The sequence below is a fragment of the Paenibacillus sp. GCM10027626 genome (genome assembly GCF_042676285.1).
Lineage (GTDB): Bacteria > Bacillota > Bacilli > Paenibacillales > Paenibacillaceae > Paenibacillus_Z.
In genome coordinates, this window is sequence record NZ_JBHTHC010000027.1 from 85,490 (window position 1) to 99,244 (window position 13,755).

The 13,755-nt window shown below is 49.9% G+C and carries 14 protein-coding genes; 3 read left to right on the forward strand and 11 right to left on the reverse strand.

Annotation, left to right across the window (positions count from 1 at the left end; genetic code table 11):
• Positions 1-36: 36 nt before the first annotated feature.
• The 3 genes from ispF to ACFQ0N_RS33270 all read right to left on the reverse strand — a co-directional run bounded on the left by ispF (position 37) and on the right by ACFQ0N_RS33270 (position 2,394).
• Positions 37-522: a 2-C-methyl-D-erythritol 2,4-cyclodiphosphate synthase gene (ispF, locus tag ACFQ0N_RS33260; RefSeq protein ID WP_379334416.1), complete on the reverse strand. Its 486-nt coding sequence runs from the start codon at positions 520-522 to the stop codon at positions 37-39.
• A 2-nt stretch (positions 523-524) separates the two neighbouring features.
• The gene (gene ispD, locus ACFQ0N_RS33265; protein WP_379334417.1) at positions 525-1,229 is read right to left on the reverse strand and encodes a 2-C-methyl-D-erythritol 4-phosphate cytidylyltransferase; all 705 of its coding nucleotides are present in this window, start codon (positions 1,227-1,229) and stop codon (positions 525-527) included.
• A 70-nt stretch (positions 1,230-1,299) separates the two neighbouring features.
• Positions 1,300-2,394, reverse strand: a complete 1,095-nt coding sequence (locus tag ACFQ0N_RS33270; protein ID WP_379334418.1) for a PIN/TRAM domain-containing protein — start codon at positions 2,392-2,394, stop codon at positions 1,300-1,302.
• A gap of 143 nt (positions 2,395-2,537) precedes the next feature.
• On the opposite strand from ACFQ0N_RS33270, the gene ACFQ0N_RS33275 reads away from it, so the two are divergent.
• Positions 2,538-2,933 (forward strand): nucleoside triphosphate pyrophosphohydrolase family protein, encoded by a 396-nt coding sequence (locus tag ACFQ0N_RS33275; RefSeq protein WP_379334419.1) that lies wholly within the window; start codon positions 2,538-2,540, stop codon positions 2,931-2,933.
• Positions 2,934-3,000: 67 nt separating this feature from the next.
• Here ACFQ0N_RS33275 and pssA read toward each other — a convergent pair whose 3' ends face one another.
• The 8 genes from pssA to ACFQ0N_RS33315 all read right to left on the reverse strand — a co-directional run bounded on the left by pssA (position 3,001) and on the right by ACFQ0N_RS33315 (position 11,468).
• Entirely contained in the window at positions 3,001-3,747 is a 747-nt protein-coding gene (pssA, locus tag ACFQ0N_RS33280; RefSeq protein WP_379334420.1) for a CDP-diacylglycerol--serine O-phosphatidyltransferase, read from the reverse strand.
• Positions 3,748-3,852: 105 nt separating this feature from the next.
• The gene (gene disA / locus ACFQ0N_RS33285) at positions 3,853-4,929 is read right to left on the reverse strand and encodes a DNA integrity scanning diadenylate cyclase DisA (protein ID WP_379334421.1); all 1,077 of its coding nucleotides are present in this window, start codon (positions 4,927-4,929) and stop codon (positions 3,853-3,855) included.
• Positions 4,930-4,941: 12 nt separating this feature from the next.
• Positions 4,942-6,303, reverse strand: a complete 1,362-nt coding sequence (gene radA, locus ACFQ0N_RS33290; protein ID WP_379334422.1) for a DNA repair protein RadA — start codon at positions 6,301-6,303, stop codon at positions 4,942-4,944.
• Between the two features lie 55 nt (positions 6,304-6,358).
• Positions 6,359-6,703, reverse strand: coding sequence for an antibiotic biosynthesis monooxygenase (locus ACFQ0N_RS33295; RefSeq protein ID WP_379334423.1), 345 nt, complete (start codon positions 6,701-6,703; stop codon positions 6,359-6,361).
• A 151-nt stretch (positions 6,704-6,854) separates the two neighbouring features.
• Positions 6,855-9,308: an ATP-dependent protease ATP-binding subunit ClpC gene (gene clpC / locus ACFQ0N_RS33300; protein ID WP_379334424.1), complete on the reverse strand. Its 2,454-nt coding sequence runs from the start codon at positions 9,306-9,308 to the stop codon at positions 6,855-6,857.
• Entirely contained in the window at positions 9,305-10,393 is a 1,089-nt protein-coding gene (mcsB, locus tag ACFQ0N_RS33305; RefSeq protein WP_379334425.1) for a protein-arginine kinase McsB, read from the reverse strand. The genes clpC and mcsB overlap by 4 nt, the downstream gene beginning before the upstream one ends.
• 28 nt (positions 10,394-10,421) lie before the next feature.
• Positions 10,422-10,943: a protein-arginine kinase activator protein McsA gene (gene mcsA / locus ACFQ0N_RS33310; protein ID WP_379334426.1), complete on the reverse strand. Its 522-nt coding sequence runs from the start codon at positions 10,941-10,943 to the stop codon at positions 10,422-10,424.
• Positions 10,944-11,006: 63 nt separating this feature from the next.
• Complete coding sequence (locus ACFQ0N_RS33315) at positions 11,007-11,468, reverse strand: CtsR family transcriptional regulator (RefSeq protein WP_379334427.1); 462 nt, start codon at positions 11,466-11,468, stop codon at positions 11,007-11,009.
• Positions 11,469-11,787: 319 nt separating this feature from the next.
• Here ACFQ0N_RS33315 and ACFQ0N_RS33320 point away from each other — a divergent pair, with 319 nt between their 5' ends.
• Positions 11,788-13,059: a hypothetical protein gene (locus tag ACFQ0N_RS33320; protein WP_379334428.1), complete on the forward strand. Its 1,272-nt coding sequence runs from the start codon at positions 11,788-11,790 to the stop codon at positions 13,057-13,059.
• Positions 13,060-13,475: 416 nt separating this feature from the next.
• Positions 13,476-13,755 (forward strand): hypothetical protein (locus ACFQ0N_RS33325; protein ID WP_379334429.1); only part of this gene is annotated, 280 nt, incomplete at its 3' end.

Below are 13,755 nucleotides of genomic sequence, written 5' to 3' on the forward strand. Positions count from 1 at the left end.
TGTATTCCCCTTCCGTCTCTTTCATTCATTTCACGATCATAGCATATCCTTCACAAGACAGACAACCGCCTGTGCGGCAATCCCTTCGCCGCGGCCGACAAACCCCAGCTGCTCTGTCGTCGTCGCCTTCACATTCACCTGCGACAGCTCCTCGGCATCCAGCGCCTTGGCGATTACTTCCACCATTTGCGGAATGTACGGCAGCATTTTTGGCCGCTGCGCCATAATGGTGGCGTCGACATTGCCCAGCTTGTAGCCGCGCTCTTTAATCATCGCCCATACTTTTTTCAGCAGCACCAGGCTGTCGGCATCCTTGTAGGCTGCATCCGTATCGGGAAAATGCTTGCCGATATCCCCCAAACCGAGCGCTCCCAGCAGCGCATCGGTAATTGTATGCAGCAGCACGTCCGCATCCGAATGTCCCAGCAGCCCTTTCTCATATGGAATCGTTACACCGCCAATGATACACGGTCTCCCCTCAACCAGTTGGTGCACATCAAAACCTTGTCCCACTCGGATCATTGTCATTCTCTCTCCCTTTGTGTAATCAGAAACTCTGCGTATGGCAAATCCTCCGGCGTTGTCAGCTTAATATTCGTATAATCCCCTTCAACAACCTTAACCGTTACACCGCCAAAACGCTCTACGACTACCGCATCGTCCGTGCCGAGAAAGCCCGCGGCAGCCGCCTGCTCATGCGCATCCAGCAGCAGCGAACGACGAAAAGCTTGCGGCGTTTGGATGGCCCACAAGCTTCTCCGGTCCGGAGTCGCAACGATGACCCCGGCCTCATCTACTTGTTTAATTGTATCCTTTACAGGTACAGCAAGTACAGCTGCTTCTGTCCGCTCAGCTTCTCTCATGCAGGCTTGTACAGCGCGCGCCGTCACGAGCGGACGCACGCCATCATGTACCATAACCCATTTTGCAGTCAAAGCTTCCAGTCCGAGCTTTACCGAATGCTGGCGCTCTTCTCCCCCGGCTACGACCGCTTTAACCTTATGTAAACGATAATCCCGAATGTACGCCTCGCATCGCTTTACATCGCCGGCACCCACAACAAGTACGGTTTCCGCCACTTCATCAATTTGCTCGAACAATTCCAGTGTATGAATGATGACAGGCTTGTCCCTAAGCATCAAATATTGCTTGCTTTCCGCTGTTCCCATCCTTGTTCCGCGTCCGGCCGCCACGATGACGACGCCCCATTCCGCGCACTTCAGCCCCATTGCCCTTCAACCGCCTCGCTGTAATCTCGCCCTATCCTAAGGATACGGCATATGATTCTATCATAACGTGTTACAGCGCTTTTTCCAACAGCTTGGGCTTGGCGAAAATCATTCTTCCCGCCGACGTTTGCAGCACGCTCGTCACCAGCACTTCCATCGTCATGCCGATATATTCGCGTCCGCCCTCTACGACGATCATCGTACCGTCATCCAGGTAGGCCACGCCTTGCCCGTGTTCTTTCCCGTCTTTAATAACCTGAACGACGATTTCCTCCCCCGGCAGCACGACAGGCTTAACGGCATTGGCCAGATCGTTGATGTTAAGCACCGACACGCCCTGCAGCTCACAAACCTTATTCAAATTAAAATCGTTGGTCACAACTTTTCCTTGCAGCACCTTCGCCAATTTCACCAGTTTGCTGTCTACTTCGCCATCTTCCATGTCGCCTTCATAGATCAGCACTTTGACATCAAGCTCTTTTTGGATTTTGTTCAAAATGTCCAAGCCGCGGCGGCCGCGGTTGCGCTTGAGCAAATCGGACGAGTCGGCAATATGCTGCAGCTCCTCCAGGACAAATTCTGGAATGACCAGCGTCCCTTCGATAAAGCCGGTTTTGCAAATGTCGGCAATTCGCCCGTCGATAATGACGCTTGTATCCAATATTTTATGCTCCTCATAGGGACGCTCTTCGTCAGCTGCCGCCGCTTTGCTCCGCTGCGACAATAAATTTGCCATCAGCTCCGCCAGCTCGGCCCGCTTGTCCATTCCGATACGTACACCGAAATAACCGAGGAACAATGTCATACAAACCGGAATAACCACCCCTGCCCCGCTAAGCCGGGATACCGCCGGATATAATAGCGCGGACAAGGCAAGTCCGCCCAGCAGGCCTAATGCGCCGGCCACCAGCTCTTCTGTCGGCAGCGCGGTTGTACGCTGCACACCTTGATCAATCAAGCGAACGATCGTTCCGGCAAATATAGAAGCCAGCACCACGCCACATAATGCGCCAATTGCAACATTCATGTAGTAGCTGCCCGATTGCAGCAGCGTGCCGTAGGATGCGTCTGACCACATAGATCCCACATGCATCCAGTCATACAACTGCGCCCCGGCAATGCCGCCAAATAACAATCCGACCGCCTGAATAATTCGTTTCATCATAATAAATCCACCTCCACTACAAGTATGTTCCAATCTTTCGCCTGCTAAACCGTCGTCAACCAGAAAACAATTAATTTTGAAATGGCAGGGGAGTATGCTTATAATAGGGATAGCATTGCCAATCCTGAAATGAGGTGGAATCGATGAACACGCCCACATTGGAGCAATTTCAGCAGCAAGTATCTGAGCTTTTGCTTAGACACCGCAGTCTGCTGGATGTTTTATCGAAATACGGCCAGTCCGGCGCGTCCGTTAACCGTGCAGTTGCCAAGTCAGTGACCGAATGCGGCTGTATTGAGCTCAATGCCCGCAAGCAGGAATTTCCGGATGATATTAATTCAGAGCAAGCGCGCACAAAGCTGCAGCATCACATCAATGGCGAGTTATGCGAGCATTGCCGGGATGCAATCAAAAATGAGCTCGGACGCAATCTGTTTTATATGTCTGCGATGTGTAATTTGCTGGGCATCGAGCTGGACGATGTTATCGCCCATGAATCAGACAAATGTTCCACGCTTGGCATTTTCAATTTCACCTAGCCGGGAAACGTTTAATAAAACAAAAAAACCTTCATCTCCTAAGCGGAAATGAAGGTTTTTCATGGTTTTAGGCACTATGCTCGGAATGAGAGCCGTCCTCTGTCAGTTTTTTTCTGCGCTTGCGCTTTCTTCCTGGCAAACGGCGCTCAACGTTTTTTTTTAAACCGTAGAGGGCATACAGCACAAGCGGAATGAAAATGATCTTTGACAAATGATTCGGAAATACGATGCCCAGCACTACGGATACGAGTACTACGAGCGGTACAACCCAGATGGCATTTTTAGGAATGCCGATTTTTTTGAAATTCGGGTATTTCACTGTACTAACCATCAAAAAGGATAAAGCAAGTGTGCTTGCTAACAATACCGCAATTGGAATTTCCTTGTGAAATAAGGCCAATGTCGCAAGGACCCCGCCTGCCGCCGGAATAGGAAGCCCGATGAAATAACCCGGCATGCCGGAGACCACATTGAAGCGGGCCAGCCGCAGCGCTCCGCAAATCGGGAATAACGCCGTAATAATCCATGCCGGTGCCGGACTCAGCTCCATAAAAGCAACACTATACATAATAAAAGCCGGCGCAACGCCGAAAGAAATAACGTCGGAAAGCGAGTCCAATTCCTTACCAAATTCACTCTGCGCATTCAATGCGCGGGCCACACGCCCATCAACCCCATCCAGCAGCATGGCGATGATGACCATCATTGCGGCAATATCTGGCTTGGAGTTCTCTGGAAACACCAGCAGAATCGCAACGATTCCCAAAAACAGGTTCGCTACTGTAAAAAGACTCGGTATCGATTTCGTAAACATTCTGTCCCACCTCATCTTTACTATACCCCAAAACATGAATGTCCCGATGGACCTAAGCTGTTAAATGACACCATAATTGTCTGCATTCTATTCATTGTATGAGATTTAGATTTGTCTGTCAATGAACATCTGCTCCTGAAGTCGCCGCAGCCCTTCTTTAATGGCGCGAGCCCGCACTTCCCCGATTCCTTCAACAGAGTCTAGCTGCTCGATCGTAGCAGATAAAATATGATGGAACGAGTTGAATTGCTCGACCAGATTGGTCATGATCGCAGCCGGGAGACGCGGAATTTTATTTAATAACCGATACCCGCGCGGCGAGACCACTTCTTCCGCTGCACTTCCCGTACCGGCATATCCGAGCAGCTTCAAGATCGGCGGCACATCAAGCAGCTCTTCCGAGCTTAGCCTTCGCAGGCCCATGCGTATTTCGCTAATCCGCTCTTCATTCGTTTCCTTCGCATAGTCCTTAAGCAGAAACCACAGCTCCTCTTCAACACCGCCGACGAGTTCCTCCATCTGCATGCTGATCAGGCGCCCTTCTGTTCCTAGCTCATTAACATAACGTTTGATTTCCATTTTGACGCGAATGACCATCTCTACCCGTTTGATGACATGCGCCACTTCCTGCAAAGTGACAAGCTCTTCAAACTCGGCCGCCGACAGGTTCGTAAACGATTGATTCAAAACAGCCTTATACTTCTCCAATGTCTGGATCGCCTGATTGGCTTTCGTTAAAATAACCGCCATATCCTTAAGTGAGTAGCGCAGCTGCCCTTGATAAAGCGTAATTACATTCCGCCGCTGCGATATGGAAACGACCAGCTTGCCCGTCTGCTTGGCCACCCGCTCAGCCGTGCGATGCCGGATGCCTGTTTCGGAGGAGGCAATTGCACTATCCGGAATCAATTGTGTGTTGGCATACAAGATCCGTTTGCGGTCTTCGCTTAAAATGATCGCGCCATCCATCTTGGCCAGCTCATACAGATAGTTCGGCGAGAAATCGCAATTGATCGAAAAGCCGCCGTCAACGACCTCCATCACTTCCGGACTGTAGCCGACGACAATAAGCGCCCCTGTTTTCGCCCGCAGTACATTTTCCAGCCCTTCGCGAAAAGCGGTGCCGGGAGCCACCATTTGCAGCAACTGGTTCATAATCTCTTGTTGAGTCGGTTCCTTCATGATTTGCCCCCTCTATCCCAACGCTGCCGAGAGTGCTTGTGCCACTGTCTCGACGCCGATAATTTCAATGCCAGATGGCGGGCTCCAGCCCTTTAAACTTTTTTCCGGCATAATGACACGTTTAAACCCAAGCTTTTGCGCCTCCTTCACCCGCTGATCTGCCCGCGATACCGCCCGCACCTCGCCGGTCAGACCGATTTCGCCAAAAACAACATCGAATGGACGGGTTGGCGCATCCCGAAAGCTTGAAGCAATGCTGACCGCCGCGGCCAAATCTACAGCCGGTTCATCCAGCTTCACACCGCCGGCCACATTCAAATAAGCGTCCTGCGTTTGCAAAAACATGCCCATCCGCTTCTCCAGCACAGCAATAATTAACGCCAGCCGGTTATGGTCGATGCCGGTCGACATCCTTCTCGGAGACGGAAAATTGGTCGTGGCGACGAGCGCCTGCATTTCGACAAGCACAGGTCTTGTACCCTCCATACTGGCGACTACTGTCGAACCTGACACCCCTAGCGGCCGCTCAGACAAAAACAATTCTGAAGGATTGCTGACCTCACGCAGACCGGTTTCGCCCATTTCGAAAATGCCGATTTCATTCGTGGAGCCGAAGCGGTTTTTCACGGCCCTTAATAGACGATAAGAATGATGGCGCTCCCCTTCAAAATAGAGCACGCAATCCACCATATGCTCAAGCAGGCGGGGGCCGGCAATGGCTCCTTCCTTTGTAACATGTCCGACCAGTACTGTTGCAATCCCTTTAATTTTCGCTACGCGCATAAAATGCGCTGTGCATTCCCGCACCTGCGAGACGCTGCCGGGAGCCGATTGAACATTCGGATCATAGACAGTCTGAATCGAGTCGATTACTAGGAAATCCGGCCGCACCGTATCGATTGCCTCGTTAATCCGATCTATATTCGTCTCGCACAGCACATAAAGCTTATCAGTCAATGCGCCGAGACGATCAGCTCGCAGCTTCGTTTGCCGCACCGATTCCTCGCCGGAAATATACAGCACGGTCAAGGCCTTGACCGCAAGCGCATGCGAGGTTTGCAGCAGCAGCGTCGATTTGCCGATCCCGGGGTCGCCGCCTACTAAAATGAGCGAGCCCGGAACAACCCCTCCGCCCAAGACACGATTCAGCTCCGGCATTGCCGTTTCGATGCGCGGTTCTTGGCCACTTTCTATATCTATGATCGGTTTTGCCTTTTCTTGCGTCTGAATAATCGCAGAGCCGCTTGACTTTACAACCGTCTCTTTCTCCTCGACCATTGTATTCCAGGCGTGACAGCCTGGACATTTGCCCAGCCATTTGGGCGATTCCGTGCCGCATTCAGTACAAGCAAATTTTGTTTTTATTTTAGCCATTGGCGTTCCTTTCTACAATCATCCGTCCTGATCAAAGTTTACCATACCTTGCGGCTTATTCCTCTCCAGCCAGACGAGTCACTAAAACGGAGTGCGTGGTCATTTTGGAGCCAAGAATGACCGATTCATTGCCGGCCTCCTGCGACGACTGCTGCTCAGCTGCACGCTTGACATGCGCCTCTTTGAAATTATCGCTGCTAACCCAACCTTCGAACGCAGCCTTATCCGCCCAAGTTGTACATACCTTCAATTCGTCGTATTCCTCTAAGCCCTGCGTTAACAGCACCTCCATCCGCACAAAGCCCGGCTGAAATTGCACGCCTTTCGAACGGCCGAACCGGGATGCCACTTCCTCCCCGTGACCTTTTTTCACTTTAATTGTATTCGTTACGACTATCATCGCTTCTCCTCCTATCATCGGTCAGTTTGTACTTTTATTTTACCAATCCTTCCCCATTGAAACAAATGTTCTCTTCCCAATTTGCAAAAAAAAGAGGCTCACCCTCTTGTTATCAAAGATAACAAACTGGGTGAAGCCTCGTAAATTCAGCTTATTTCGCAGCCGGCTCCTCAGTAGAGGCGCCTGCCCGTGTAACGGTCAATTCCCCGTCTTGCACATCAATTGTCAGTGTATCGCCCTTGCTGATCTTTCCAAGCAGCAGATCCTCGGACAACCGATCCTCGATATGCTTCTGGATCGCGCGGCGCAGCGGCCGTGCGCCGTATTGCGGATCAAAGCCCTCTTTCGCCAAAAATTGCTTGGCAGCATCGGTTAGCGTAAAGTCAACTTCTTGCTCACGCAGCCGCTTGCGCAATTCGTCCGCCATCAAGCTTACGATTTGGGCGATATGCTCTTGCTCCAGCGAATGGAAGACGATCGTTTCGTCGATCCGGTTCAAGAACTCTGGACGGAAGCTCTTCTTCAACTCCGCCATCACTTTGTTGCGCATCACTTCAAACTCATGGCCTGCATCCTGCACAGCCGTAAAGCCAAGCGACGTATTGCGCTTAATTTGCTCTGCGCCGACATTGGAAGTCATAATAATCAAAGTGTTGCGGAAATCGACTACACGCCCTTTGGAGTCTGTCAGACGGCCGTCCTCCAGCACCTGCAGCAAAATATTGAATACTTCAGGATGAGCCTTTTCGATTTCGTCCAGCAAGACAACCGAATACGGCTTGCGGCGTACTTTCTCAGTCAGCTGTCCGCCCTCTTCGTAGCCGACATACCCCGGAGGAGCGCCGACGAGCCGCGATGTGGCATGCTTCTCCATATATTCGGACATATCGATCCGAATAACGGCATTTTCATCACCGAACATCGCCTCTGCCAACGCTCTGGCCAGCTCGGTCTTGCCCACCCCGGTCGGTCCAAGGAAAATGAAAGAGCCGATCGGGCGCTTTGGATCCTTCAAGCCGGCGCGTGCGCGGCGGATTGCCCGTGAGACTGCTTTGACAGCGTCGGATTGGCCGATCACGCGATTGTGCAAAATATCTTCCATTTTGAGCAGCCGCTCTGTTTCTTCTTCGGCCAGCTTGCTGACCGGAATTCCGGTCCAGCTTGCCACAATCTGGGCAATGTCTTCAGGCGTAACCTCGGAATCTGTTCGGCCCTGCTTTTCTTTCCATTGGTTTTTGGTGACATCCAGCTCTTCACGAAGTTTTTGCTCTGTATCGCGAAGCGCTGCCGCCTTTTCAAATTCCTGGCTTTGTACTGCAGAATCCTTTTCCTTGCGGATATCCTCCAGACGATTTTCCAGCTGCTTCAAATTAGGTGGAACTGTATATGATTTTAAGCGTACTTTTGACGATGCCTCGTCGATCAAATCAATCGCTTTATCCGGCAGGAAACGGTCTGTAATATACCGGTCAGACAATTTTACCGCCTGTTCGATCGATTCATCAGTAATTTTTACACGGTGATGGGCTTCGTAGCGGTCACGCAGTCCATGCAAGATTTGGATCGCTTCTTCCGGAGACGGCTGGTCAACCGAGATCGGCTGAAAGCGTCGTTCGAGTGCTGCGTCCTTTTCAATATATTTGCGGTATTCATCAAGCGTGGTCGCCCCGATGCATTGCAGTTCGCCGCGCGCAAGAGCCGGCTTCAAAATATTAGAAGCGTCAATTGCCCCTTCAGCTCCGCCTGCACCGATCAAAGTATGCAGCTCATCGATGAATAGAATAATATTGCCGGCCTGGCGAATTTCATCCATGATCTTTTTCAGGCGATCCTCGAACTCGCCGCGATATTTTGTACCGGCTACGACAGAGCCCATATCAAGCGTCATGACGCGCTTGTCGCGCAGCGTTTCCGGAATTTCGCCGGCAATGATCTTTTGCGCCAGTCCTTCGGCAATTGCAGTTTTACCTACGCCCGGCTCGCCGATCAATACCGGATTGTTTTTTGTGCGCCGGCTCAATACTTGAATAACGCGCTCAATTTCTTTGCTGCGGCCAATGACTGGGTCTAAATTGCCCTCCTTGGCTGTTACCGTCAAGTCGCGCGCGAGGCCGTCCAGTGTCGGTGTGCTTACATTAGCCGTCGCTCCGTGATTGGAGGATACCGCCTCGCTGCTGCCGAGCAGCTGCAGCACCTGCTGCCGCGCTTTATTGAGGCTGATGCCCAGATTGTTCAGCACTCTTGCCGCGACACCTTCGCCTTCGCGAATAAGCCCCAGCAAAATATGCTCTGTTCCTACATAGGTATGGCCAAGCTTGCGGGCTTCGTCCATTGACAATTCAATAACCTTTTTGGCGCGCGGTGTATAGGCAATATTGGTCGGCTGCTCTTGGCCGCGGCCAATTAGCGATTCGACTTCATCCTGAATTTTTTCCAGGCTAAGCCCAAGACCGATTAGCGCCTTCGCCGCGATTCCTTCTCCTTCACGATTCAGGCCCAGCAAAATATGCTCTGTGCCAATATTATTGTGACCGAGACGAACAGCTTCTTCCTGCGCCAGTGCCAGCACTTTTTGGGCACGTTCAGTAAATCTTCCAAACATCATTCTCCAGCACCTCCATGGTCGAATTTACGATGCAATTGTTTGCGGATCAGTTCGGCCCGCCGAACATCCCGCTGCTCTGTACTCAGCTTTTCCTCGAAGGTTTGCTGTAAAAAGCCAGGCTGAGTCATTACCAAAAGTTCATTCATAATTTGCGGCGATACATCAGTGATCAATGCCAGGTCAATACCAAGCCGTACATCAGAAAGACGCTGCGCCGCTTCTTTGGAATCGATAATAAAAGCATGCGATAAAATGCCGAGTGAGCGATATACACGATCCTCCAGGTGAATGCGGGATTCATGTTGCAGCATACGCTCGCGCGCCGCTCGCTCATGCTCAATAATTTGCTTGGCTACGCTATACAAATTATCGATAATTTCTTCCTCAGACTGACCTAATGTAATCTGGTTTGAAATTTGAAATAAATTGCCGAGCGCCTCACTGCCTTCTCCATACATCCCCCGAACTGCAAGCCCGACCTGTGTAATGGCTGATAAAATCCGGTTAATCTGCTGAGTCATAACAAGTGCTGGCAGATGCATCATGACTGAGGCTCGAATGCCTGTGCCGACATTTGTCGGACAACTTGTCAAGTAGCCGCGCCGTTCATCAAATGCGTAGTCTATCTCTTCCTCAAAAATGTCATCAATGCCGCTAGCCGCAGACCAAGCTTCCTTAATTTGAAAACCCGGATACAAACATTGTATCCGCAAGTGATCCTCTTCGTTCACCATAATGCTGATCGCTTCATTTTCACTTAACATTAATGCGCCGCATCTTGACTCATTCGCCAGCGTCGGACTGATGAGATGCTTCTCTACCAGTACCCTTCGTTCCAGTTCAGAAAGGTCTGCAAGCTCAATCTTCTCAAACGGTCCTAGTGCAGCCATCGCTTTATTGCTGCCTACCGCCGTCAACTTTTCCATCACTTCGCGCGACTGTTCATTAGTCGCCAGCATCGGAAACGGGTGACCCTGCATATTCCGCGCAATGCGTACTCTGCTGCTAATGACGATGTCAGAATCAGGCCCTGAGCTGTGCATCCACTCACTTAAAGCATGCTGTGCAAAAGATCGTTTCGACATGTGAGGTCCTCCTTCCTTTTTCTGACGTTTAATTTTCAGTCATGCTCCGTTCTAGCTCGCGAATCCGATCGCGAATGCTCGCTGCCTGCTCGAATTCCTCGCGTGCAACAAGCTCAAGCAGCTTATGTCTTAGCTGCTCCACTTCTCTTTGCAGCTGAATTTTGCCTCCGGAGCGCTTTGGTATTTTACCGACATGAACTGTATTGCCGTGGACGCGTTTTAAAATCGGATCCAGCTTGTCTCCAAATTGCGAATAGCAGTTGCTGCAGCCAAAGCGTCCCATTTTGCTAAATTGCGCATAAGTTAGACCGCATTCTTCACAGCGCAGCGTTTGCGGCTTGGAGCCAAAAGTACCGCTATTATTAGCCGGATCGAAATCAAGCAGCCCCGACAATAAGCTATGGATCGAAAAGCCGTTCGCTGTTCCCGGAATACCCTCTCCCTTTTCCCTGGCACAAGACTCGCAAAAATGAAATTCTGTTTTATCGCCATTTATAATTTTAGTGAAATGTAATGTTGCAGTACGTTTACCGCATTCTTGGCATAACATGGCCGCATAATCCCTCCTTGAGCTAGAATCTTAGCGTGCCCCGCTGACATAAACCATCTACCTTCACTTCATGAGCAGCGTTATTAGCATAGCTTTCAACAGCCTCGCCCGAACCTCATCCCTGACCGGAAGTTTCAGCCCAATTACCTCCCGCGACACAGCCGCTCGTAATAAGTTGGCCTCTCGCTTGGAGATAAGCTCCGCTTCTTCCAGTTGATAAATGAGTCCTTCTGCTGCTGTTTGATCAACCCGCGACCCAATCGTCTGATCAATATGTCCCTGAATATACTTCAAGGTCGGCAGCTCTACACGCTGAATACGGATATAACCGCCGCCGCCACGCTTGCTTTCTACGAGATAGCCTTTCTCCAGAGTAAAGCGCGTACTAATGACATAATTGATCTGCGAGGGTACACACGAGAAGCGATCCGCCAAATCATTGCGCTGAATTTCGACCGCCCCTTCAGGGCTATCCTGCAGCATATGCTTCAAATACTGCTCAATTAGATCGGAAATGTTGCGCATCCCGCAAACCTCCCTCAACTGACAGAACAGCAAACAGCTCTTCTTACTGAAAAGTCAAACTAATCAGAATTCACTGAAAATAGAGTTCGCTTGACTTTGACTTTCTTTGACTTTAACTTTATTATACGCTTTTTTTCCAAAAGGTCAATAGTGCGCTTTATTAGCTTTGGGCATCTGGCTTCCATTTATACACGCCGGCAAATGCAACCTTTATATTCCAAAGCTCGTCTTATTATTAAAAGTGCTTTGATTTCACTCTCGAGTGTTTTACAATTATAGATACAAGCCGTCAAAATACAACAGAAAGGTCGTGTCCGCATTGAGTCATTCGACTTCGTTACATAAACGTTGTTTGCTTACGGCCTCCATTTTACTGGGCGTCTCGTTTGCAACAGTTCCTGTACTGGCTTCAGCAGCTCCAGTCCCTTCTGCCGCTAATTCCGCTGTTCATGCGCAGCAGGATCGCTTTACCCTTGCCTTCTATGATTCACTAACCGGAAAAACCTTTGTTAATGCAACTGATGCATCAGGTGAACGATATATTATTTTTCAAGACAACGACAACAAATGGTACAAGTTTCCGAAAGGCTACAATGCTGTATGGAAAAGTACAAATGAATCTCTGGCCCATATTGAGCTGTCTGCTGACCTGCCTGGCTTTGACTCGTCGCTATGGGGCGCATTATTGTATGATGAAACCGACAATACGATACATTACGGCAAAACCTATCTTCTTTCGCCCAATAAAGGATATGGCATTCGTGAGCAAGAAGACTATGTTGTGACCGAAACCGGCACTAAACGCATGTTCAGCGTATGGCTGCAGGATCGTACCAGCGGCGTCGTCCGCGAAATATGGCGTAATGAGGAGCGCGGACAATATCGTTTTCATTGGACTAACGATGATCGGCTGCTTACTGAACGCTATAACGAAACAACCAAAAAGGCCGAAATATTGCTGTATGATGCTGCAGCAGGCGATTTCAAGCCATTGATCGACGGACAGCTGTGGCGTCTGAATGCAGACAAGAATCTGTTGCTTTATATCGACAACAGTGACCAAAGAAATATTTGGATCTATGATCTGAATACCGGTGAAAAAAGAAAATCGGGCGGTGTGTCGGAAGAATATCAGCTCTTTCCTTTTCAACCCCTGACAGCCTTGCCTTCTGTAGATGATTTAAAGATTGGGCAATTGGATGCTGCCGCACTTCCTGAGGTAGTACCGCAATTTGTAAGCACAACCGTCGCTGAACTTATTTATAACGGCTCACGCTATCCTTTGCCGCACGCTATTGTTAGCGGCACTAATAATTTCATCCCAGTCGCTGCAATTATGAAGCAATTCAATCTTCAGATCGACTCTAGCGTTATTAGTGAAGCATCTCCAGCTAAGCAGTATACTTTGACACATAATGATAAGGTCGTTCAATTGACCCCTGAACAAATACGCATTCATGATAATCGCATCTTTATCAGCCTGGATGTATTGAAGGAGATTACCCAAGCATCTGATTTACAGCTGCAGTGGACCCCGCCGGTAGGCCTTCATGAGGAAGTGCAATCCCCATTGACAGAGGGGACATACTAAAAAAACCGTCTCCTGTTAGAATTCAGGAGACGGTTTTTGTTGTGTCTTGACTGCCCGATTGTTATCTGTCTGCCTGCCTGCTATCAACAATACACCAACAGAACGGTTGTTCACAGCTTATCCCCAAATTTATTCACATTTTATCCACAACAATGGGGATTATTCAAATGAGAAGGGCGGCTATTCCCGCAAGGCAATCGAGCAGCCTCGCTGTGCATCCCATCGGCTGCTCAAGTGGACCTACGAACCGCTATTTTGTCGAAAAACAGGCCGATTCGCGGCTTCGCGGACAGACGAGCCCTTATTGGCGGATTTTGCTGGATTTTTGCGGTGATTGGGTCCGCGAAGCAGCCGTTCGGGCTGTTTTGTTCACAAATAGCGGATCTACGGTCCGGCAATCGGGAGAACGCCCTCAAATGTTGCAGGTTATGCAACAAATCCGCGGCTTGAGGGCAAGCATGCCCCGAAATGTTGTACGAAATGCAACAATCTGCTCCTCTATGGGGCCGAAATGGCGGAGATTGTTGCAGAACATACAACATTTCGTACAATTCGCCACCATCCTCCTACAAATGTTGCATGTTGTGCAACAATCGGCTACCCTCCCCAGCCATAACACAAAAAAACAGAAGAACAACAAAAAACCAGCTGCAACACTGCAGCCGGTTCTCCGTGCTTGGCGACGTCCTACTCTCC

Coding starts and splice junctions, on each gene's coding strand:
- ispF (WP_379334416.1), bottom strand. CDS start 522: ATGATCCGAGTGGGACAAGGTTTTGATGTGCACCAACTGGTTGAGGGG.
- ispD (WP_379334417.1), bottom strand. CDS start 1,229: ATGGGGCTGAAGTGCGCGGAATGGGGCGTCGTCATCGTGGCGGCCGGA.
- ACFQ0N_RS33270 (WP_379334418.1), bottom strand. CDS start 2,394: ATGATGAAACGAATTATTCAGGCGGTCGGATTGTTATTTGGCGGCATT.
- ACFQ0N_RS33275 (WP_379334419.1), top strand. CDS start 2,538: ATGAACACGCCCACATTGGAGCAATTTCAGCAGCAAGTATCTGAGCTT.
- pssA (WP_379334420.1), bottom strand. CDS start 3,747: ATGTTTACGAAATCGATACCGAGTCTTTTTACAGTAGCGAACCTGTTT.
- disA (WP_379334421.1), bottom strand. CDS start 4,929: ATGAAGGAACCGACTCAACAAGAGATTATGAACCAGTTGCTGCAAATG.
- radA (WP_379334422.1), bottom strand. CDS start 6,303: ATGGCTAAAATAAAAACAAAATTTGCTTGTACTGAATGCGGCACGGAA.
- ACFQ0N_RS33295 (WP_379334423.1), bottom strand. CDS start 6,703: ATGATAGTCGTAACGAATACAATTAAAGTGAAAAAAGGTCACGGGGAG.
- clpC (WP_379334424.1), bottom strand. CDS start 9,308: ATGATGTTTGGAAGATTTACTGAACGTGCCCAAAAAGTGCTGGCACTG.
- mcsB (WP_379334425.1), bottom strand. CDS start 10,393: ATGTCGAAACGATCTTTTGCACAGCATGCTTTAAGTGAGTGGATGCAC.
- mcsA (WP_379334426.1), bottom strand. CDS start 10,943: ATGTTATGCCAAGAATGCGGTAAACGTACTGCAACATTACATTTCACT.
- ACFQ0N_RS33315 (WP_379334427.1), bottom strand. CDS start 11,468: ATGCGCAACATTTCCGATCTAATTGAGCAGTATTTGAAGCATATGCTG.